Here is a 21,086-nt window from a genome sequence, read left to right as displayed (position 1 = left end):
TCGGTTCGCAGATGCTGACCCTCGATCCGATCCGCACGGCATTGCAGCGCGTGGCTGATTTCTGGCGTGAACTCGCCGGTGCCGGCCACGCGATCGACAGCATCGACGTCGGCGGCGGTCTCGGCGTGTGCTATCGCGCCGATCGCGACCGGCCGATTGCGATCGAGGACTACGTTGCCGTCATCCGTCACGCGCTGGCAGGTTTTGGCGGCCGCATCCTGCTCGAACCGGGACGCTGGCTCGTGGCCGAGGCCGGCGCGCTACTGACGCGCGTGATCCGCGTCAAGCAGGGCCGCCAGCGCTGCTTTCTCGTGACCGATGCAGCGATGACCGAACTGTTACGGCCCAGCCTGTACGATGCCTGGCACGAGATCGTGCTGGTGACACCGGAATCGCGTCCACCTCAGACCTACGACATTGTCGGGCCGGTCTGCGAGACCGGCGACACGTTTGCGGTCGATCGCGAACTGTCGCGTTGTGAAGCGGGCGATCTGCTGATGATCAAGACCACCGGCGCCTATGGCGCATCAATGGCGTCGAACTACAATTCGCGGCCGCTCGCTGCCGAGGTGCTGCTCGATCGCGGTCGATATGCCGTAGTGCGACGGCGTCAGACTTTCGAGGATATGCTTGCCGGCGAGCAGCCCGTGCAGGAATGGGAGAGCGCATGACTCGTTTCGGCAAATCGATCTGTCTGGCATCCACGCTGGCGCTTTGCGCTGCTTCCGCGCCCGCGGCAACGCCGGAAGCCGATGCTCGCTCCGATGTCGATGGCATCGTCGATGCCGTGGTCGCGCGCTATCACCTGCCAGGCATCGCGGTTGGCGTCATCGACGACGGCAAGGTGGTCTATACGCGTGCGGTCGGCAATCTCGCCTCCGGCAAGCCGATGGACGCGGACACGTTGTTCCAGATCGCGTCCAACACCAAGGCGATGACGTCCACGCTGCTCGCGCGGCTCGTGCAACAGGGCAAGCTGCGCTGGGACGATCCGGTCACGAAATATCTGCCGTCGTTCCGCATGCACGATCCGTGGGTCACGGCGAACATGCAGATCGGCGATCTGCTCGTGCATCGCAGCGGCCTGCCCGAGGGCGCGGGCGACCTGATGCTGTGGCCGACGCCGAACCAGTTCACGCCCGACGATGTCGTCGTCGGGCTGCAATACCTCAAGCCGGCCTACAGCTTTCGCTCGGGTTACGCCTACGACAACACGCTCTACATCGTCGCCGGCCAGCTCGCGGCTGCGGCCGGCGGCGCGCCGTATCCGGAGCTGATGCGGCGCGAGATATTCGAGCCGATGGGCATGAGTCGTTGCCGGATCGGCACGTGGAATCGCGATGAAGTCGGCAACGTCGCCGATCGCAACGTCTGGCGCGATGGTAAATACGTGCTCGAAGCGGCCAATGAACCCATCGTGCATGCGCAGACGATGGACGCGGCCGGGGGCGTGCGCTGCAGCTTGAACGACATGCTGACCTGGGCGAAGAACTGGCTCGTGCCGACGCCGCAGCAACTGAAATGGTTGTCGCCCGAGCAGCGGCGCAAGGAATGGACGAGCTATACGCCGATGCCGATCTCCCAGCGCAAGCGCGACTGGGACGGCACGCTGTTCTACGGCTATGGCTACGGCTGGCGTATCGCCGATGTCGATGGGCAGATGACCGTGTCGCACACTGGCACGCTATCGGGCATGTATTCGGCGATGACGCTGCTGCCGTTGCGCAAGAGCGGTTTCGTCGTTCTGATCAACGCCGATGCCGACCACGCGCGCAGCGTGCTGATCGAGACGCTGACCAAGCATTTCACCGCGCCGGGCAAGGCGCGCAGCGTGGCCAGCTATGCCGACGAGCTGGAGCAGGCGGACAAGCAGCAACGCGCCTCGCATATCCCCGACACGTCTTCGCGCAAACCTGCAACGATTACGGAACTGAAGGCGCAACTGGGCGTGTGGCGCGATCCGTGGTTCGGCGAAGCGCGCATCTGCGCGCAAGGCGACACGGTGCGTTTCGTCTCGACGAAGTCGCCGCGGATGGCCGGGCAGGTCATGCGCGTCGGCGACAAATATCTCGTGCATTGGGACAGCGATGCGGTCGATGTCGAGGCGTGGCTGCGCCTGCCGGAAAAATCCGGCGGCGAGCTGCATCTGGCCAAGGTCGATCCCGACGCCGATTTCAGCACCGACTTCGAAGACCTCGCCTTCACCCGTGAACGCGGCTGCGAATAATGAGGCAGACATGATGCGCAAACATTTTTTCTTGTCCGCGATCGCATCGCTGGCCGTGTTCGCCTGCGCGTACGCCCAATCCGCGGCGCCGACAAACGATGTACGCATCGACGCGTTGATGAGCCGCTACACCGGCAACGTGGCCGGCGCGTCGCTGATCGTGGTCAAGGACGGCAAGGCCGTCGTCCGCCGTGGTTTCGGCTACGCGAATCTCGAAGAACACACCAAGGCCGGCCCCGAAACCGACTACCGCCTCGCCTCGGTCAGCAAGCAGTTCACCGCGGCCTGCATCCTGTTGCTGAAGCAGGACGGCAAGCTGCGGCTCGAGGACCCAGTGCGCAAGTGGCTGCCCGAACTTCCGGCCAGCGACGGCAAGATCACTCTGCGCAACTTGTTGACTCACACCGGCGGGCTCATCGATTACGAGGACCTGATTCCGGCGGACCGCACGGCACAGATCGACGACAACGATGTGCTGCGCATGATCGCTGCGCAGAACCGGCTCTATTTCGAACCGGGCAGTGCGCATCGCTACAGCAACGGCGGCTTCGTGCTGCTCGGGCTGATCGTCGAACGCGCCTCCGGCACGGGGCTGGCCGATTTCATGAAAAAGCGCATTTTCCAGCCGCTCGGCATGGAACACACGCTGATGTACGAGCACGGCCGCGGCCCCGAGGTAGCGAACCGCGCCTACGGCTACACCGAAACCAAAGGCAAGTGGACGCGCACCGACCAGAGCGTAACCAGCGCGACGCGCGGCGACGGCGGCATCTACTCGTCAGTCGACGATCTGGCCAAATGGGATGCGGCGTTGTACACCAACAAGCTGTTGAATGCGGAGTCGCGCAAACTGGCGTTCACGCCGACCGAACCGATCGCCGATCCCGACGTCGACTTCGGCTTCGGCTGGCGCCTCAGCGGCGACACCATCTGGCACTCCGGCGAAAGCATCGGATTCAACAACGTCATCATCCGCTGGCCGAAGCAGCACATCGCCGTCATCATCCTGACCAATCGCAACGAATTCCAGCCGTACCCGCTGGCGTTGACGATAGGCGAATCATTCCTAGATCGATGAACTCGACGGCGGATTTCGCCGGCCTCGAAGTCGGCTACGACATTCCCGCGCTGCCGGGCATGGCCGAGGCCGACATTCAGACGCCGTGCCTGATCCTCGACCTCGACGCGCTCGAGCGCAACATCCGCAAGATGGGCGGCTACGCCAGGGCGCACGGCATGCGCCATCGCAGCCACGGCAAGATGCACAAGTCGGTGGACGTGCAGAAATTGCAGGAAAGCCTGGGCGGCGCCGTCGGCGTCTGTTGCCAGAAGGTCTCCGAAGCCGAGGTGTTTGCGCGCGGCGGCATCAAGGACATTCTCGTCTCGAACGAGGTGCGCGATGCGCTGAAGATCGATCGTCTCGCACGTCTGCCGAAGTACGGCGCGCGCATCAGCGTCTGCGTCGACGATCCGGCGAACGTGGCCGAGCTTTCGGCTGCCGCGCAGAAACACGGCACCACGCTGCAATGCCTCGTCGAGATCGACTGCGGCCAGGGCCGCTGCGGCGTCGGCACGGTCGATGGGGCGGTCGAGATCGCTCAAGCCATGGCCGCGGCACCGGGCCTGAAGTTCGCGGGTATCCAGGCTTATCAGGGCAGCATGCAGCATCTGGAAAATTTCGCCGATCGCAAAGCCAAGCTCGACGTCGCCATTGCGGCGACGAAAGCCGTAGTCGCGGCGCTGCAAGCGGCCGGTCTCGATCCCGAGCTCGTCTCGGGCGGCGGCACTGGCTCGTACCCGTTCGAATCGAATTCCGGCGTCTACAACGAGCTGCAATGCGGCAGCTACGCCTTCATGGATGCGGACTACGGACGCATCAGGAACGAGCACGGCCATCGCATCGACCAAGGCCAGTGGGAAAACGCAGTGTTCATTCTCACCTCGGTGATGAGCAAGGCAAAGCCCGGTCAAGCCGTCTGCGATGCGGGACTCAAGGTACAGTCGCTCGATAGCGGCCTGCCCGTGATCCACGGTCGCGACGACGTGAAATACACCAGCGCTTCGGACGAGCACGGCATCATCGAAGACAAGCAAGATGTCCTGCGCATCAACGAAAAACTCAAACTCGTCCCCGGCCACTGCGATCCGACCTGCAACCTGCACGACTGGTATGTTGGCGTGCGCAAAGGCAGGGTCGAAGTGGTCTGGCCGGTGTCGGCGCGCGGGAAAGCCTGTTGAGCTTTGCGCTATATTTGAAGCATGCGAATTCTTTTTGTGTGCATGGGCAACATCTGCCGTTCGCCCGTGGTCGAAGCGGTGGCACGCACCCGCTTCGCGCGCGCAGGGCTCGATATCGAAGTCGACTCGGCCGGCACGGGCAACTGGCATGCGGGCAATGCGGCCGATCCGCGCTCGCGCGCGAGCGCGCTGGCGCGTGGCTACGATCTTTCCGCGCATCGCGCGCGCCAGGTGACCGCCGACGATTTTGCGCAATTCGACAAGCTGCTCGTGATGGATCGCACGAACCTGCGCGACCTCACCCGCATCGCCCCGGGCGAAGGCCACGACCGGATCGCGATGTTCCTGCCTTGGGCCGGACTTGCGGATCCGCACGATCTGCCCGACCCGTACTACGGTCAGGCACAAGACTTCGACAATGTCGTCACCCTCGCCGAGCGCGGTGTGGACGGGTTGATTGAGAGGCTCGGAAGGCCCATAAAGGCGCAATGACCGAAAGCGCCAATCTATTCGACGGCAAGGAGTTCGTGCGCACACTGACCAGTTCGCCTGGCGTGTATCGCATGTTCGACACGCGCGGCGAGCTGCTCTATGTCGGCAAGGCCGGCAACCTGAAGAAGCGCGTCGGCAGCTACTTCCTCAAGCCGCGCCTCGAACCGCGCATCTCCTCGATGATCGCGCAGATCGCGCGCATGGAGACGACGCTGACGCGCACCGAGGGCGAGGCGCTGCTGCTCGAAGCACAGCTGATCAAGTCGCTCAAGCCGCGCTACAACATCCTGCTGCGCGACGACAAGAGTTATCCGTACATTTATCTGTCGGAAGGGGAAGACTTTCCGCGCATGGCGTTTCATCGCGGCGCGAAAGCGGGTAAGGGCAAGTACTTCGGCCCGTTCCCGAGCGCATGGGCGGTGCGCGAAAGCCTCAACCACATGCAGAAAATCTTCCTCGTGCGCCAGTGCGAGGACAGCTATTTCCGCAACCGCTCGCGGCCATGCCTGCAATACCAGATCGGCCGCTGCAGCGCGCCCTGCGTCGGCCTGATCGGCAAGGAGGAATACCGCGACAGCGCGCGCCACGCGGCGATGTTCCTCGACGGCAAGAGCGACGCGGTGATCGGCGAACTGGTGGCCACGATGGAAACCGCGAGCCGAGCGCTGGAATTCGAGAAGGCGGCGAAGCTGCGCGACCAGGTGTCGACGCTGAAGCGTCTGCTGGCGAAAAACTACGTGCAGGGCGCGAGCGCCGACCTCGACGCGATCGCCTGCCGCATCGCCGGCGGCGTCGCCTGCGTGTCGGTCATGTATTTCCGCAACGGCGTCAATCTCGGCTCGCGCGATTTCTTCCCGAAGCTGCCGCACGACGCCGAGGTCGTCGACGTGCTGACCTCGTTCATCGCCCAGTACTACGTCGACAAGCCGGTGCCGCGCGAGCTGCTCGTCGAGCAGGCGTTGCCCGATGCCGAGCTGCTCGCGCAGGCGTTCACCGAGCAGGCCGGGCACGAGGTCGCGATCAAGCACAGCGTGCGTGCCGAGCGCGCGCGCTTCCTCGAACTCGCGGCGAAGAACGCCGAAGCCGCGCTGGCCGCGCGCCTGGCGAGCAACGAGACGCAGCGCGAGCGCTTCGAATCGCTGCGCGACCTGCTCGGCCTTGACGAAGTGCCGCAGCGGCTGGAGTGTTTCGACATCAGTCACACGATGGGTGAGGCGACGGTCGCGTCCTGTGTCGTCTACGGTCCCGAGGGGCCGATCAAGGCGCAGTATCGCCGCTACAACATCGCCGGCATCGAGCCGGGCGACGATTATGCGGCGATGAGGCAGGCGCTGGAGCGTCGCTTCCGTCGCGTTGCACCGACCAACGAAAGCGAAGATGGCGAGGCCGCCAAGCCCGAGACCGCGGAGCCGGCGAACCTGCCCGACATCCTGCTGATCGACGGCGGCAAGGGTCAGGTCAAGCAGGCGCTCGACGTGCTCGCCGATCTCGCGATCAACGATGTGCTCATCGTCGGCGTGGCCAAAGGGGTCGAGCGCAGGGCAGGGCACGAGACATTGATCCTCGGTGCCAGCGGCAAGACCCTGTGGCCGGGGCCCGAATCGCCCGCGTTGCATTTGGTCCAGAGCGTGCGCGACGAGGCGCACCGCTTCGCGATCACCGGCCACCGCAAGCAGCGTCAGAAGGCGCGCGACACGAGCAAGCTCGAAGACATCGCCGGCATCGGCGCCAAGCGCCGCGCTGCTCTGCTCAAGCACTTCGGCGGCCTGCCCGGCGTGGTCAATGCGGGCGTCGAGGAGATCGCGAAGGTCAAGGGCATGAGCCGCGAGCTGGCCGAAAAGATCTACGCGCTGTTCCACGGCTGAAGGACACCTCGAAAAACCTACTGCGCTCGACAATTTGCGCGCCGGCGGTGCTCGGAATCCTCATGTACTTCTATGTACACTCCGGTTCCTGCGCTCCGGCGGCGCACAAATTCTCTTCGCTCGCTACGGTTCTTCGAGGTGTCCTGAACTCGGGCCGCGTTCCTGTGTCACACTGCGACGAGTCGAAAACCCCCGCATCATCCACGCAATGCACCTGACCTGGCCGACCATTCTCACTCTGTTCCGCATCGCTTTGCTGCCGGTAATGGTCGTCGTGTTCTACATCCCTTTCCGCGGCGCGAACGTCACCGCCGCGCTGATCTTCCTGCTCGCCGCGATCACCGACTGGCTCGACGGCTACATCGCGCGGCGCTACAACATGTGGAGCGCGTTCGGCGCGTTTCTCGACCCGGTCGCGGACAAGCTCATGGTCGCGGTGACCCTGTTCCTCCTAGTGCAGGAAAACCCGACCCCGCTGCTCGCCGTGACCAGCGCCGTCATCGTCGGCCGCGAGATCACGATCTCGGCGTTGCGCGAATGGATGGCCGAAATCGGCGAGCGCACGCGCGTCAACGTCGCCGCGCTCGGCAAGGTCAAGACGGTGATGCAGATCGTCGCGATCGAAGTGCTGCTCTACCAGCACGACCTCGAGGGCCTGCGCCTGTTCCATGTCGGCGAGACCCTGCTCGTTATCGCCGCGGCAATGACGATCTGGTCTGCGTTCGAATACCTGCGCGCAGCCTGGCCGGTGCTGCGCGACCGGCGTTGACGGAAATCATCATTTTCCTGTTGACAGGCGCCGCCTAAAACGGCATTATTTTCGGCTCACGCGGGAATAGCTCAGTTGGTAGAGCACGACCTTGCCAAGGTCGGGGTCGCGAGTTCGAGTCTCGTTTCCCGCTCCAGTATTTATGTACTTTTGCGATTGTCCTGATCGCGAAGATTGAAAAGCAGTCATTCGTGGCCGCACTTTTCAAATGAGAACCTCGGCGTCAAAACCGGGGTTTTGTTTTTTCCGGGGTGCGTTGTTACGCTTCCGGCAGCCATCATGCAGAGGCGGGGTGGCAGAGTGGTCATGCAGCGGCCTGCCAAGCCGTGTACGCCGGTTCGATTCCGACCCTCGCCTCCAGTATTTAAGGCAATATAATCAAATAGATTTCACTCGAAAGCCCGCGCAAGCGGGCTTTCTTTTTGCCGTCGAAAAGCCGTGAAAAACGGGCAAAAAACCGTGTTTGCCACGCCAAAAAAGGTGGCAAACTCGCGTCAATCAACAAAAAAGCCGTGGACGCGAGTTCGGGCGATAGTGTACTTGTATATTTTTCGCACTAAGGATGGTGCCGGGAGCGGGAATCGAACCCGCACGCCCGTTTCCGAGCGAGAAATTTTAAGTCTCTTGCGTCTACCAATTTCGCCATCCCGGCAGGGCGGGGCGAAGCCTGCAGGCGAAGTATACAGGCCGCTGGTGTTGCTACGGATTTGCCTGCAGTCAATCCAGGCTCCGCATGCCCGATGTCTCGGGGACTCCACTCGGCTTGTGAGTGGCGCGACCCGCAGCGAGCTGGTGCTTCGCTTTAAAAGCCGGGCGTGAATTCGATACGCCCGGCGATGCTCATTCACGAAAAAGCGGCAGACATCAATCCTGCGAGTCTGCGTCGCCGAACAGTTCCAGTCCCGGCAGGGGCGACGTGCCCTCAAGCTTGACTGCGTCCAGCTTCTTGGCGGGCAGACGCAGCGCACCGAGGATCGTCGGTGCGACCTGGCGCGTCTCGACCGGGCCCGTGATCGTCTTTGCCGAAGCGAACAGGCCGGGATTAGAGACCAACAGCATCACATGGGTGTCGTCGTTGGAGAAGCCGCCGTGCTCTGCGATCTTCTTGCCGCCACCCGTGTAGACCACGCCGACGTTGGGCGCGACGATGATGTCCGGCGTGCGCGAATCGGTTGCCGGGTCGTTGAACATCAGGTTCAACGCGTTGCCGGCGAAGATCTCGCCGCCGCCGACGGAAGACAGGTTGCTGGCCAGCGTGGCGACGGCCGAGGTCGTCTTGCTCTGGTCGTTGAGCCAGAGCAGGGAGACGTCGTCCTCCATCGCCTGCGCGACCAGGCTGCTGCCGAGAAGGTCGCCCGGCGACTGCATGCTCGGTGCGTCGTGCGGGATGCGCAGTACGCGAGCCGGATCGATCGGCGACTGGCCGTGCTTGGCGGTCACGATGATCAGGGTTGAATCCGCGAGATGCTGTGATTTCAGCGCTGCGACGAGCGAACCGATCGACTGGTCGACGAACTGGATTTCGCCAAGCAGCGATGGGCTGGGCGTGCCGAGCGCATCGAGATAGCCACCTTTGGTACCGGACTCGACGAGTTTCTGGCCGACGCTGACCGCCTGGAAATTCATGCCGAACAAGGTAGGCACACGCGCCGATTGCGATCCGTCGTGGGTCAGGCCGTGAATCCAGTTGTTTACGGTCTGCACCTTGTAGCCGTCGTAGCACCGGATGTTCTGGAAGCTGTTCGTCCAGGCGGTCTGATCGGCCGCCGTGTCCGGAATCGTCGCGCAGCCGGGAACCTGCGGCAGCGGAACCACGTTCGAGTTGATTTCGGGCGACCAGAAATCGTCCACGCCCTTGCCGCTGGGTCCGTTGTAGAAGTCGTAGGCCGGATGCTTGTCCGACCACGCGGTGTAGCCGCCGAGCTGGTGGATCACTTCGAACACGGTGTTCACGCGCAGGAAACTGTGCGGGTACACCGGCGCGCAATCGTTCTTCGGATCGCGCGGCAGGTAAGCCGGATTGATGCCGCCGCCGCCGTTGAGCTGGGTATAGTCGACATCGATTTGCTCGTCGAACCCGACCTGGGTGCCGACGGTGCCGGGGCAGAGATTCGCGCCGCCCGTGATGCCGTAGGGCGTGGTCTGCGCCGGCGGCGACAGGGCGCGGTCATAGCTGACGTCGTAAAGGAAGCCGGAAGTGCGCGGGGATGCGCCGGTCGCGAGCGCGGCCGATCCCGGAAAGGAATCGGACGGCTTGGTCGCCGAGGCCTGCAGGTAGTTGACGCCGTTTTTGGCCAGCGCGGCCAATTGCGGGCAATAGGGCGCGCCGCCATTGACGGCAGCCATGCCCTTCGCGCAATTGGCGAAATCCACGGCGTGCATGCCGTCAATGCTGATCAGCAGGACCTGCTTGATCCGGGTGGGTTCGGCGACGGCACTGGCGGGATGGATGGCTGCGGCACCGGCCAGAATGGCAAGCGTCGTACCGAGAGAGACACGGGTAGGGTTTTTCATTTCACTTCCTCGAAGGATCGAAGTGGCATGCGTGCTGTCCCTACCCCGAACAGCACACTCCTGATCGACATCGACGTGATGGTCGATCGCGAAGAAGTGTGGGCTACGCGTATGACAAGTCGACGACGTCGGCTCGAGCGGTGCTCCATTGGCACAGTGGCCCTGGATCTCGACAGCTCCGCCGTGCCACTCATCCCGTGGCGAGGACGATGTAGCGTGCGAGCGATGTACGCAAACGCCGTGGCGGGACTTTCGTCCCGCGTGTTTGTCAGTTGTTTGCTTCGACCTGGTCGAGACTGGTCTTGTCGCCTTTCGGCCGCGGTGCGTCGAGCACGTTGCCGGTGACGAGGTAGTAGATCGACTCGGCGATGTTGGTGACGTGGTCGCCGATGCGCTCGACGTTCTTGGCGATGAACATCAGATGCGTGCCGATCGCGACGTGTTGCGGGTCGGCCTTCATGTAGTCGATCAGGCGGCGCGAGATGCCGGTGTAGGTGTCGTCGATCTGCTCGTCGCAGGCCCAGACCGTGATCGCCTTTTCCTGGTTGCGTTCGCCGAACGCGGTGACGACGTCGGCGAGCTGCTTCTTCGCGAGTTCGCCGAGTTCGCCGATCTCGACCAGCCATTGCTCGGGCGAATGCGTGTTGAGCGCGATCACGCGCTTGCAGATGTTCGCCGAGAAATCGCAGATGCGTTCGAGTTCGACGACGACGCGCAGGGTCGAGATCACCTCGCGCAGGTCGCGCGCGATCGGCTGGCGCAGCGCGAGTACGCGGATCGCGCGCGCTTCGATGTCGCGCTCGAGCGCGTCGACATCGATGTCGTCGCGGATCACGCGCGCGGCGGCTTCCACGTCGCGCGTGCGCAATGCGGTCATCGTCGCGGCGAACTGGAACTGCGCGGATTCGCCCATGCGCGCGATCGCGGCGTTGAGCTGGGAAAGTTCGTCGTCGAAACTCTTTACGATATGTTCGGACATGGGATCAGCCGTAGCGTCCTGTGATGTAGTCTTCGGTCATCTTCTTCGTCGGGTTCTCGAAGATCGTGGTCGTGTCGCCGAACTCGATCAACTCGCCCAGATACATGAATGCAGTGTAGTCGGAGACGCGCGAGGCCTGCTGCATGTTGTGGGTGACGATCGCGATCGTGTAGCGTTCCTTCAATTCCTCCACGAGCTGTTCGATCTTGCCAGTGGCGATCGGATCGAGCGCCGAAGTCGGCTCGTCGAGCAGAATCACCTCCGGCTTCAGCGCGACTGCGCGGGCGATGCACAGACGCTGCTGCTGGCCGCCGGACAGACCGAGCGCGCTGCCGTTGAGCTTGGACTTTACCTCGTCCCACAGCGCGCCCTGGCGCAGCGCTTCCTCGACACGCGCGTCCATGTCCGCCTTCGACAGCTTCTCGTAGTGGCGGATCGCGTAGGCGACGTTGTCGTAGATCGACATCGGGAACGGCACGGGCTTCTGGAACACCATGCCGACCTTGCTGCGCAGGCGGTTGAGCGGGTACTTCGGGTCGAGGATGTTGTCGCCGTCGAGCAGCACCTGGCCCTTGGCCTCGAGCTTCGGATAGATCGAGTAGATACGGTTGAAAATGCGCAGCAGCGTCGACTTGCCGCAGCCCGAGGGGCCGATCAGCGCGGTGACTTTCTTTTCCGCGACGTCAAGGCTGACGTTCTTCAGCGCGTGGAACTTGTCGTAGAAGAAGTCGAGGCCCTTGGCGGACATCTTCGGTGCCGCGGCAGCGGCCGTCGCTTTCGCGTCGGTGCCGGGCGGCGGCGTGATCAGCGTCGTGGCGACGACGGGGTCGATCGGATTAATCATTGGACACCTTGTTGCGCAAAAGAATTGCGCGCGAGAGGAGGCTAAGCGCGAGCACGAACAGCGTGACGATCAGCGCGCCGGCCCAGGCCAGCGACTTCCAGCCGGCATCGGCGCTCATCGCGAACTTGTAGATCACGACCGGCACCGAGGCCATCGGCTGGGCGACGTTCGTGCTCCAGAACTGGTTGTCGAACGCGGTGAACAGCAGCGGCGCGGTCTCGCCGGAGATGCGCGCGAGCGCGAGCAGCACGCCGGTGACGATGCCGGGCAGCGCGGCGCGGTAGAGGACCTGCATCGTCACCTTCCACTGCGGCACGCCGAGCGAGAGGCCGGCCTCGCGCATCGCGCTCGGCACGAGCTTGAGCATCTCGTCGGTCGTGCGCACGACCACGGGCAACACGATCAGGGCGAGCGCAAGCGAACCCGAGAACGCCGAGTAGTGGCCGACCTGCTTGACCACGACCGTGTAGACGAACATGCCGAGCACGATCGAGGGCGCCGACAAAAGAATATCGTTGAAGAAGCGGATCGCTTCGCCGAGCCGCGACTTCTTCGCGTATTCGGCAAGGTACGTGCCCGCGGCTATGCCGATCGGCGCACCGATCAGGATCGCGAGCAGGCAGATCATCGCGCTGCCAGCGAAGGCGTTGAGCAGGCCGCCCTCGTCGCCGGGCGGCGGCGTCATCATCGTGAACAGTTTGCCGTTGAGCGAGGAAATGCCGGTGTAGAACGTCGTCCACAGGATCCAGGCAAGCCAGAACAGGCCGAAGCCGGTCGACAGCGTCGCGAAGACGAGGCCGACGCCGTTGGCGATGCGGCGGCGGAAATAGAGGCGATCGGCGACCGCCTGGCGTGCGTCGTCGCTCATTTGCCTTCCTTCTTTTCCATCTGACGCAACATCAGCTTGGCGATCGCGAGCACGATGAAGGTGACGACGAAGAGAAGGAACGCGAGCGCGATCAGCGAGGAGCGGAAGATTTCCGAATCGGCCTCGGCGAATTCATTGGCAATCGTGGCCGCGATCGAGTTGCCGGGCTCGAGCAGCGACAGCGACAGGCGGTGCACGTTGCCGAGCACGAAGGTCACCGCCATCGTCTCGCCGAGCGCGCGGCCGAGGCCGAGGAAGATGCCGCCGATCACCGCAGTGCGCGTGTACGGCAGGACGATGTCCCAGGCCACTTCCCAGGTCGTCGAGCCGAGCGCGTAGGCCGACTCCTTGAGCCGCGTCGGCACGGTCAGGAACACTTCGCGCATGACCGAGGAAATGAACGGGATCACCATGATCGCGAGCACGATGCCCGCGGTGAGCATGCCGAGGCCGAGCGGCGGCCCTTTGAACAAGCCGCCGATGACGGGCCATTCGCCGACATGGTCGTTGAGCCACGGAATGACGTATCGGCCCATGATCGGCACGAACACGAACAGGCCCCACATGCCGTAGATGATCGACGGGATGCCGGCGAGCAGTTCGATCGCCGAGGCGACCGGCGTGCGCAGCCAGGGCGGCGCGATCTCGGTCAGGTAGAGGGCGATGCCGAAGCTGACCGGCACCGCGATGATCAATGCGATGGCCGCCGTCACCAGCGTGCCGTAGACCGGCGCGAGCGCGCCGAATTGCTTGCCGACCGTATCCCAGTCGGAGGAAACGAGGAACTTGAAGCCGAACGTGGCGAATGCTTCGCGCCCACCCCAGAGTGTGGTCAGGGCGACGCCGGCGAGGGTGACGAGGACGAAGATGCCGGCACCGGCGACGATGCGACGGAACAGGCGGTCGGCGAAGCCGTCGCGGCGCGCGCGATGCTCGTCGCTCTGCGGGATGGCGATGGATTCGGCACTCGCAGCCATGATCGATTCCGGAAAACTTTTTTTGCGCGGCAGTCGAAAAAAAACGCCCCTCGCGAACGAATCCGCGAGGGGCGGGGAGGGAGCTTACAGTTTGACTTCCGCCTTCCAGTAGGCCTCGATCTGCGCGACCAGTGCGGCCGGCAGCGGCACGTAGTCCAGCGCCTCGGCGGCTTTGCCGCCTTCGGTGTAGGCGTACTTGAAGTAGTCGATCACGGCCTTGGAATGCGCGGCATCCTTCGGCGTCTTGTAGATCAGCGCGAACGCGGTCGCGGTGATCGGCCAGGAATCATCGCCCGGCGCGTTGGTGATCACGAGCTGGAAGTCCTTGGCGCTCTTCCAGTCCGCATGCGAGGCGGCCGCGGCGAAGCTGGCGAGGTTCGGCGTGATGAACTTGCCGGCCGAGTTCTGCACCTGCGTGTAAGCCATCTTGTTCTGCAGCGCGTAGGCAAGCTCGACGTAACCGATCGAACCGTTGATCTGCTGCACGTAGGCGGCGACGCCCGCATTGCCCTTGCCGCCGACGCCGACCGGCCACTGCACCGAAGTGCCTTCGCCGACCTTTTCCTTCCATTCGGCGTTGACCTTGGAAAGGTAGTTGGTGTAGTTGAACGTCGTGCCCGAGCCGTCCGAGCGCGAAACGACCTGGATCGCCGCGTCCGGCAGCTTCACGCCGGCGTTGTTCGCGGCGAGCGCCGGATCGTTCCACTTCTTGATCTTGCCGAGATAGATGTCGCCGAGTTGCGCGCCGGTCAGCTTGATCTCGCCGGCCTTGATGCCTTCGATGTTGACCACTGGCACGACGCCGCCGATCACGATCGGGAACTGGCCGAGGCCCGCGGCCGAGAGCTCGTCGGGCGAAAGCGGCTTGTCCGAGGCGCCGAAATCGATCGTTGCGGCCTTGATCTGCGCGATGCCCGCGCCCGAACCGCCGCCGCCGTAGTTGATGTGGTTGCCGGTCTTCTCGGCGTAGGTCGCCGACCACTTGGTGACGATCGGTTGGACGAAGGTCGAGCCGGCGCCGGTGATGTCGACGGCCTGGGCCGAGCCCGCGAACAACGTCGCCGCGACGGCGAACGCAGTGAGAGAATGACGAATGCTGTGAAACGCATTGACTTGAAGCATGTGAAACCTCCGTAGGTGGAAATCTTGCGGAGGCGCGGACGACGTACCCCGCGCCGCTCCTGTACGCCGCAGCAGGCTACGCGGGGAATTTGAAAGTTTTATGACAGAGGCCGGTGGTCGCGGATGACCGGCCGGGAATCGTTTAAGAATCAGCGGATTGAAGCCGCCAGCGCGAAACGGACCGGGCCGGGCGCTTTCCCCTTGGGCTGTTTCCGATGCCCCATTCCCGGTCGTCGTAACAAAACGGTAAACTTGCGGCCAATTTTGCGGGGATGGATCACATGTTTTCGTTACAGACCATATTCGGCAAGGGCGACAAGTTCTACGGCCTGCTCGAGGCCAGCGCCGACGCGGCGCGCCAGAGCGCTCGCGCGCTGATCGCGCTGTCGAAGCAGAAGACGCCGAATCCCTCGCTCGACGAATTCCGCCTCGCGCGCCGGCGCGAGAAGCAGATTTTCAACGACATCAGCGCCGAGCTGGTCAACACCTTCGTCACCGCGCTCGAGCGCGAGGACATCGAAGCCCTGTCCGCCGCGCTGTACAAGATTCCGAAGACGGTCGAGAAATTCGCCGAGCGCTACGCGCTGTTCGCCGCCCAGCTCATGGACGTCGATTTCGGCTCGCGCGCGGTCATGCTCGAGAAGGGCTGCGACGTCATCGCCGAGATGGTCGGCCTGCTGCGCAAGGGCATGCCGCTCGACAAGATGAAGGAACTCAACGACCGCATGCAGGCGATCGAAGGCGAGGCCGACCGCCTGATCCTCGACCTCTACCGCGACCTGTTCACCAAGGAGCAGGATGTCGCCCGCCTGCTCCTGCGCAAGGATCTGTTCGAACTGCTGGAAAAGGCCATCGACCGCTGCCGCGACGCGGGCAACGTGATCTATGCGATTGCGCTGAAGAATTCCTGAGAACGGGAGCCATCGCGTGACCCTGACGCTCGTTCTCGCCGTCGTTCTTGTCGCCCTCGTTTTCGAGTACATCAACGGTTTCCACGACACGGCCAACTCGATCGCGACCGTGGTCGCGACCAAGGTGCTCAGTCCCGGCCAGGCCGTGCTGCTCGCCGCGGCGACCAACCTCGTCGGTGCGCTCTGGGGCACGGCCGTGGCCAAGACGATTTCCTCGGGTCTGATCGACTCGCACGTCGTCAATGTCACCCCCGAACTGCTGATCTGCGCATTGCTCGGCGCGACGGTCTGGGACCTGATCACCTGGTGGTGGGGCCTGCCGTCGTCGTCCTCGCATGCGCTCGTCGGCGGCCTTTGCGGCGCCGCGCTCGCCGGCGCGCACAACGACTGGAACGCGCTGATCTGGAACCAGGCCGGCGCACACTGGTGGGACGGCAAAGGCCTGTGGCCGAAGGTGATCCTGCCGATGATCACCTCGCCGCTCGGCGGATTCGTCCTTGGTGTCGTCGTCATGGGCCTGCTGTTCGCTCTGATCTCCTGGCTCGGTTCGTGCCGAAGCCCCGCGATCAGCCAGTTCGGCCGACCGAAATTCGTCAACGCGTTCTTCGGCAAGGCGCAGATCGTCTCGGCCAGCGCGATGGGGCTTTCACACGGCATGAACGATGCGCAGAAGACCATGGGCATTATCGCCCTGGCGTTGGCGGGAGCGACGAGCGCGGGCTCGCTCGATCAACTGCCCTGGTTCCTGCACTTCCTGCGCGTCGAGCAGGATGCGTCGAAGTCGTTCGAGATCGCGCTGTGGATCAAGCTCGTCTGCGCGCTGACCATGGCCGCGGGCACGGCAGCGGGCGGCTGGCGCATCATCAAGACGCTCGGCCACAAGATGGTCAAGCTGCATCCGATCAATGGTTTTGCCGCGGAGACGAGTTCGGCCGCGGTCATCATCGCCGCGTCCTCGGTCGGCATCCCGGTGTCGACCACGCACAACATCTCGGCCGCGATCATGGGCGTCGGCGTCGCCAAGAACCCGCGCGCGATCAAGTGGACGATCGTCGAGCGCATGGTTTGGGCGTGGCTGCTGACGATTCCGATCGCAGGGGCGATTGCCTATCTGCTCGTGCGACTCGTCGAGGCCGTGTTCGCGTAGCCGCGCGGCTTTCGATGTCTCGCGCGACGAGTCCGCAAGGTCATACTGGAGTTCGTTGAACGCACTTTGTCTGCTGTGCCTCCGGCTCCGCAGCCAAAGCCATCCTTTGCCATCCCTGGCTTCGGCGTTCGGCGGCGCGAGATGCGCTTCAACGCATCTCGCGAAAGCTCCGCCTCGCCCATGTGCGTGCAACGAACTCGTGCTTCGTGCACGCGATCCGGCGGACATTCCCGGCATGACCTCGCCGCGGCAAACGGGGACCCGAAGATCAAAAGCGGAATCAAGAGCGTGATCAAGGGCGGGGCTTACGGCGTTTTGGCGACGACGGTTTGCGCATTCCCGCGCAGATACTGCCCGGTGTGGTAGCTGCGGTATTTGCACACGTCGAAGTTCTTCTGGATCAGCACGCGACCGTTGCGGAACTCGGTGCGCAGGTCGCGCAGGCAGCCGTCGTCGTCGCGCAGGGCGACGGTGGCCGAATTGCCGCCGCCTTGCAGCGGCTGGTCGCCGAAGAGCAGTGGGCGGAAATGGTTGCTTCCCGCCGGCGCGACCGAGAACGCGGTGATGCTGTTCGGCGCCGTGTTGACGAGATCGAGGTAGTGGGTGGCGGCGTTTGCATCGACCGCGGCGAGCAAGAGGATCAGGCACAGGCCACGCATGGGAATCTCCTGAAGTCGATGGGGAACCGGAGCGCAGCCAGCGCCGCTACCCTTGGGAGGAATCGAGACCGCCGACTGCACTCCGGTTTGCGCGCAATCCTCGTGTGCGTAGTCGAAGCGCGCCACGGAAATGGGACGAATCGTTGCCGTGTGCGGACGAATCGTATTCCGTTGCAACCATCCTTTCCGTCGCTCCATCTCATGCGTACGATGAGCGCAGAAACCTTGCTACCGGACTTGCCTGACGTGGAAGACCGCCTCGAATTTCGCGAGTTCGCGCTGCGTTTCGCAGGCTACGTTGGCGTCTGGCTCGTGCTCGTGATGCTGTTCGCTATGGTCGGCTACGTCACCGACTTGCTGGACGGCCGCGCCTGGCAGTTTCAGACCTACTTGACCTGGTCGTTCATCCAGTGGGGCGCGCTCGCACTGCTGTTGCCGGTGGCGCTGTGGCTGGCGCCGCACGAGGCGATCGAACCGCCGCACCGCTGGCGACTGCTGTGGGCGAACTTCGGCGTCAGCCTGATCTTCACGCTCTCCGCGGTCATCCTTGGCGCGGTCCTGACCAACTTCATCCTGCCGAATGCGGAAGTGCGCGGCCAGCTCGTCCAGTTCCTGGACAAACACGCGGCGGCCGATTTCCTCGCTTACTGGGTACTGGTCGGCGTGCGTCAGGCGGCGCATTTCTATCGCGAGCGGCTGCGCCGCGAACTGCACGCGAGCCGGCTCACCGCACAGCTTGCGCAGTCGCGCGTGCAACTGCTCAAGATGCAACTGCACCCGCATTTCCTGTTCAACACGCTGCATGCGGCGGCGACGCTGACGCGCGAGGATGCGGCCGCGGCCGAGGACATGCTGCTGCGCCTGGCCGAGCTGCTGCGCACCTATCTCGACGACGAGCGCCAGGAAATCTCGCTGCGCGAGGAACTGGAGCTGATCGATCTCTACCTCGGGATTCAGCGCGTGCGCTTCAAGGACCGCCTGACCAGCCGCGTCGATGTCGATCCGGAACTTCCGCTCTACGCAGTGCCCAACCTGATCCTGCAGCCGATCGTGGAGAACGCGATTCAGCACGGCATCGGCAAGCAGCTCGGTACCGACTGCATCGAGATCGACTGCTATCGCATCGCGACGAACCTGTGCATCGACGTGCGCAACCGCAACAGCGTGCTCGCCGCAGCGCCGGAGGAATTGTTTCGACGCGGCATCGGCCTGTCCAACACTCGCCTGCGCCTGAAGGAACTGTACGCCGACGGCGCCCAGATCGAACTCGGAGAGCTGTTGCCGCGCGGCGTGATTTGCCGTATCCGTCTGCCTTTGAAGCAGCTCGCGGCGGCTTCCCAGCAACGGCCGATGAAGGCCGCATGAGTACGAGCCGGATCCGCGCACTTGTTGTCGACGACGAGCCGATCGCGCGTCTCGCGATCGTGCGCCTGCTCGCCGAAGATTCCACAGTCGAGCTCGTCGGCGAATGCGGCGACGGCGTGAGCGCACTGCGGCAGATACGCAAGCTCGCCCCCGACCTGGTCTTTCTCGACATCCAGATGCCGGTGATGAGCGGGATCGACGTTGCCGCGCAGATCGGCCACGAGCGCGGACCGGCCGTCGTGTTCGTCACCGCCTACGAGCGCTACGCGGTGCGTGCGTTCGAGGCGAATGCGGTCGACTATCTGGTGAAGCCGTTCAGCCGCGACCGCTTCCTCGCCACGCTCGAGCGCGCGAAGCGGCGCCTCGCGGCCAGTGATGCGGCCGTAGAGCAGGCCGCGTCGGCGCAGGTGCTGCGCGCGCTCAACGAGCTGCGTCGTGAACAGGACTACCTCGAACGCATCCCCGTGCCGGTCGACGAGCATCTGGTCTTCGTCGACGTGAGCGATGTCGACTGGATCGAGGCGAACCGCAATCTCGTGCGCCTGCATGTCGGCAAGCAGGTGCACGAAGTCCGCGAAACCATGGTCGCGCTCGAGGCACGGCTGAATCCACGCCACTTCGTGCGCGTGCACCGCTCGGCGATCGTCAACGTCGGTCGCATCGCGGCAATCCATCCCTGGTTCAACGGCCATCACGTGCTCGTGCTGAGCAGCGGGCAGCAGTTGCGCATGAGCCGCTATCAGCACGAGGCGTTCTTGAAATTGACCAGGCGCTAGACGCGCAAGCCAAGCAGAAGTCCGGCGGCCTGCCCCTTGGGCTGGATGGCATTTTCAGGCGCAGCTAGTCGGTTCGCTGAAGCACTGCGTGAAAATTCATCAATTCAGTGTTTTCGTTGTCGTAACGGCTCCAGTGCCAGTATTCGACCGTGCCGTCGTTGCGAAATTTCGTCGTCGTACGCACACTCTCGTCGCGCACTCCGTCTTCACGGGGAATGAACGCGGTCGTGCGGTACTCGTGCGCCGCGTCGTCGAACTCGCCCGTCTCCGTCACTCGGATCGCCCAGCGTGTATAGAAATACGTCTGGTCGTATCTGTGGGTGTCGGGGTTGTAGGTCGTCATGATCATGAAACCGTGGCGCTTGCTCGGATCCTCGATGGGCCAGATGGCGACATCAGCCTCCAGGTAAGTGTTATCGAGTGTTGGACGGATAACGTACTCTGCATTGCGCTTGCTCACCTTGCCATTGCGGTCGTGATAATCCACTTGAGCTCGCCACTTGCCGCCGAGCGCGGAAAGCTTCGCCATGTGATCGAATATCGACTGGATTTTTGCATCGTCTGCATGGACAGTTTGCACACAGATCGTTGCGAGCAACACAAGGACGTAGCGATAGACGCGAATCATTTTCAGTCCTCCTCATCGGATGAGCAGACGATAATGAGCGTTTTCTGCGAATGACGCCCGACGCCGTTATCTTGAAGGATATCGGCGTTAGTTCGCTATCAAATTTCCGGCCAGTGTTCGCTGTCCGGCTCGGCGGAAATGTCGAGAAAAAATCAGAGAGCGTCGTCGCCCTGCGAGATCGCCTGTTCGAGTTTGTCGCCGAGCGGACCGAGTTCGGCGACGAGGCGATCGATTTCCTTCGCGTCGAGCAATTCGTATGGGCGGTTCTCGCACAGGTGCAGGTACGGCGAACCGTCGAGATCGCTGACCGCGAGAAATCCCAGGCGTTGTTCCCAGTTGAAGCGCAGGCAGCGGCGCGCGTCCATGCCGGTGAGCGGGCCGATCGGCGTCGACACGCGCAGATAGGTGGCCCCGGCTTCGTCGTTGAGTTCCGCGAGGTACAAGCCCTGGTGACGCTTGCCCTGCTCGAGCGCGACATCGAAGCAGATCAGGTAGGGGTCGTTGATGCGCAGTGGGTGCTTGGCCGCGATGTACGCACGGATTTCCTCGAACGAGTGCATGAATTTCTCCAATGAATTGGCGCCTATGCTAACGTGCCACGCGAGCGAAGTGGAGCGTATGACGAAAGCGAAGTCCCCTGCGAACCAGGCTGCCGCCACGGGCATCAAGCCCGAACATGCCGCGATCGTGCGCACGATCGCGGCG

General features: G+C 63.5%; 20 protein-coding genes and 3 tRNA genes. 13 read left to right on the top strand and 10 right to left on the bottom strand.

Features of this window, described 5'->3' with window-relative positions; all coding sequences use genetic code 11:
• The 9 genes from VF497_RS06370 to VF497_RS06330 all read left to right on the top strand — a co-directional run.
• On the top strand, positions 1 to 671 hold a 671-nt coding region (locus VF497_RS06370; protein WP_414706849.1), incomplete at its 5' end, for a diaminopimelate decarboxylase family protein.
• Complete coding sequence (locus tag VF497_RS06365) at positions 668 to 2,227, top strand: serine hydrolase domain-containing protein (RefSeq protein ID WP_330886818.1); 1,560 nt, start codon at positions 668 to 670, stop codon at positions 2,225 to 2,227. The genes VF497_RS06370 and VF497_RS06365, both read left to right, overlap by 4 nt.
• A gap of 10 nt (positions 2,228 to 2,237) precedes the next feature.
• Complete coding sequence (locus VF497_RS06360) at positions 2,238 to 3,305, top strand: serine hydrolase domain-containing protein (RefSeq protein WP_330886816.1); 1,068 nt, start codon at positions 2,238 to 2,240, stop codon at positions 3,303 to 3,305.
• On the top strand, positions 3,302 to 4,465 hold the full coding sequence (gene bhcC, locus VF497_RS06355) for a 3-hydroxy-D-aspartate aldolase BhcC (protein WP_330886814.1): 1,164 nt from the start codon (positions 3,302 to 3,304) through the stop codon (positions 4,463 to 4,465). Before VF497_RS06360 ends, bhcC begins: the two co-directional genes overlap by 4 nt.
• A 21-nt stretch (positions 4,466 to 4,486) precedes the next feature.
• Positions 4,487 to 4,957 carry a low molecular weight protein-tyrosine-phosphatase gene (locus tag VF497_RS06350; RefSeq protein WP_330886812.1) on the top strand — a complete coding sequence of 157 codons (471 nt, stop codon included), beginning with the start codon at positions 4,487 to 4,489 and terminating at the stop codon, positions 4,955 to 4,957.
• The gene (gene uvrC, locus VF497_RS06345; RefSeq protein WP_330886810.1) at positions 4,954 to 6,822 is read left to right on the top strand and encodes an excinuclease ABC subunit UvrC; all 1,869 of its coding nucleotides are present in this window, start codon (positions 4,954 to 4,956) and stop codon (positions 6,820 to 6,822) included. Before VF497_RS06350 ends, uvrC begins: the two co-directional genes overlap by 4 nt.
• A 208-nt stretch (positions 6,823 to 7,030) precedes the next feature.
• A complete protein-coding gene (pgsA, locus tag VF497_RS06340; protein WP_330886808.1) occupies positions 7,031 to 7,591 on the top strand; it encodes a CDP-diacylglycerol--glycerol-3-phosphate 3-phosphatidyltransferase in 561 nt (186 codons plus the stop codon).
• A 60-nt stretch (positions 7,592 to 7,651) separates the two neighbouring features.
• Positions 7,652 to 7,727 (top strand) — tRNA-Gly (locus tag VF497_RS06335).
• Between the two features lie 150 nt (positions 7,728 to 7,877).
• A tRNA-Gly gene (locus VF497_RS06330) sits at positions 7,878 to 7,951 on the top strand.
• A gap of 203 nt (positions 7,952 to 8,154) precedes the next feature.
• Here VF497_RS06330 and VF497_RS06325 read toward each other — a convergent pair.
• The 7 genes from VF497_RS06325 to pstS all read right to left on the bottom strand — a co-directional run bounded on the left by VF497_RS06325 (position 8,155) and on the right by pstS (position 14,895).
• A tRNA-Leu gene (locus VF497_RS06325) sits at positions 8,155 to 8,243 on the bottom strand.
• Positions 8,244 to 8,455: 212 nt separating this feature from the next.
• Positions 8,456 to 10,105: an alkaline phosphatase family protein gene (locus VF497_RS06320; protein ID WP_330886805.1), complete on the bottom strand. Its 1,650-nt coding sequence runs from the start codon at positions 10,103 to 10,105 to the stop codon at positions 8,456 to 8,458.
• 268 nt (positions 10,106 to 10,373) lie between these two features.
• Entirely contained in the window at positions 10,374 to 11,084 is a 711-nt protein-coding gene (gene phoU / locus VF497_RS06315) for a phosphate signaling complex protein PhoU (protein WP_330886803.1), read from the bottom strand.
• A gap of 4 nt (positions 11,085 to 11,088) precedes the next feature.
• Positions 11,089 to 11,832, bottom strand: a complete 744-nt coding sequence (gene pstB, locus VF497_RS06310) for a phosphate ABC transporter ATP-binding protein PstB (protein WP_330886821.1) — start codon at positions 11,830 to 11,832, stop codon at positions 11,089 to 11,091.
• An 88-nt stretch (positions 11,833 to 11,920) separates the two neighbouring features.
• Positions 11,921 to 12,796 (bottom strand): phosphate ABC transporter permease PstA, encoded by an 876-nt coding sequence (gene pstA, locus VF497_RS06305; RefSeq protein WP_330886801.1) that lies wholly within the window; start codon positions 12,794 to 12,796, stop codon positions 11,921 to 11,923.
• On the bottom strand, positions 12,793 to 13,773 hold the full coding sequence (gene pstC, locus VF497_RS06300) for a phosphate ABC transporter permease subunit PstC (RefSeq protein ID WP_330886798.1): 981 nt from the start codon (positions 13,771 to 13,773) through the stop codon (positions 12,793 to 12,795). Before pstC ends, pstA begins: the two co-directional genes overlap by 4 nt.
• 84 nt (positions 13,774 to 13,857) lie before the next feature.
• Positions 13,858 to 14,895 carry a phosphate ABC transporter substrate-binding protein PstS gene (gene pstS, locus VF497_RS06295; RefSeq protein ID WP_330886797.1) on the bottom strand — a complete coding sequence of 346 codons (1,038 nt, stop codon included), beginning with the start codon at positions 14,893 to 14,895 and terminating at the stop codon, positions 13,858 to 13,860.
• A 281-nt stretch (positions 14,896 to 15,176) separates the two neighbouring features.
• On the opposite strand from pstS, the gene VF497_RS06290 reads away from it, so the two are divergent.
• Both VF497_RS06290 and VF497_RS06285 read left to right on the top strand, forming a co-directional pair.
• Complete coding sequence (locus tag VF497_RS06290; RefSeq protein ID WP_330886795.1) at positions 15,177 to 15,806, top strand: pit accessory protein; 630 nt, start codon at positions 15,177 to 15,179, stop codon at positions 15,804 to 15,806.
• Between the two features lie 16 nt (positions 15,807 to 15,822).
• Positions 15,823 to 16,953 (top strand): inorganic phosphate transporter, encoded by a 1,131-nt coding sequence (locus VF497_RS06285; protein ID WP_330886793.1) that lies wholly within the window; start codon positions 15,823 to 15,825, stop codon positions 16,951 to 16,953.
• Positions 16,954 to 17,258: 305 nt separating this feature from the next.
• On the opposite strand, the gene VF497_RS06280 is transcribed toward VF497_RS06285, so the two are convergent.
• A complete protein-coding gene (locus VF497_RS06280; protein WP_330886791.1) occupies positions 17,259 to 17,612 on the bottom strand; it encodes a hypothetical protein in 354 nt (117 codons plus the stop codon).
• Between the two features lie 210 nt (positions 17,613 to 17,822).
• Here VF497_RS06280 and VF497_RS06275 point away from each other — a divergent pair, with 210 nt between their 5' ends.
• Together VF497_RS06275 and VF497_RS06270 are read left to right on the top strand one after the other, a co-directional pair.
• Positions 17,823 to 18,977: a sensor histidine kinase gene (locus tag VF497_RS06275; RefSeq protein ID WP_330886789.1), complete on the top strand. Its 1,155-nt coding sequence runs from the start codon at positions 17,823 to 17,825 to the stop codon at positions 18,975 to 18,977.
• Positions 18,974 to 19,753 (top strand): LytTR family DNA-binding domain-containing protein, encoded by a 780-nt coding sequence (locus tag VF497_RS06270; protein ID WP_330886787.1) that lies wholly within the window; start codon positions 18,974 to 18,976, stop codon positions 19,751 to 19,753. The genes VF497_RS06275 and VF497_RS06270 overlap by 4 nt, the downstream gene beginning before the upstream one ends.
• A gap of 64 nt (positions 19,754 to 19,817) precedes the next feature.
• Here VF497_RS06270 and VF497_RS06265 read toward each other — a convergent pair whose 3' ends face one another.
• Together VF497_RS06265 and VF497_RS06260 are read right to left on the bottom strand one after the other, a co-directional pair.
• A complete protein-coding gene (locus VF497_RS06265; RefSeq protein WP_330886784.1) occupies positions 19,818 to 20,381 on the bottom strand; it encodes a hypothetical protein in 564 nt (187 codons plus the stop codon).
• Between the two features lie 152 nt (positions 20,382 to 20,533).
• Complete coding sequence (locus VF497_RS06260) at positions 20,534 to 20,941, bottom strand: hypothetical protein (protein WP_330886782.1); 408 nt, start codon at positions 20,939 to 20,941, stop codon at positions 20,534 to 20,536.
• Between the last annotated feature and the right edge of the window lie 145 nt (positions 20,942 to 21,086).

The sequence above is a fragment of the Rudaea sp. genome (genome assembly GCF_036383415.1).
In the GTDB taxonomy this organism is placed as follows: Bacteria; Pseudomonadota; Gammaproteobacteria; order Xanthomonadales; family Rhodanobacteraceae; genus Rudaea.
Note: the sequence above shows the minus strand (reverse complement) of the source record. Positions and strands in the feature narration are given on the sequence as shown.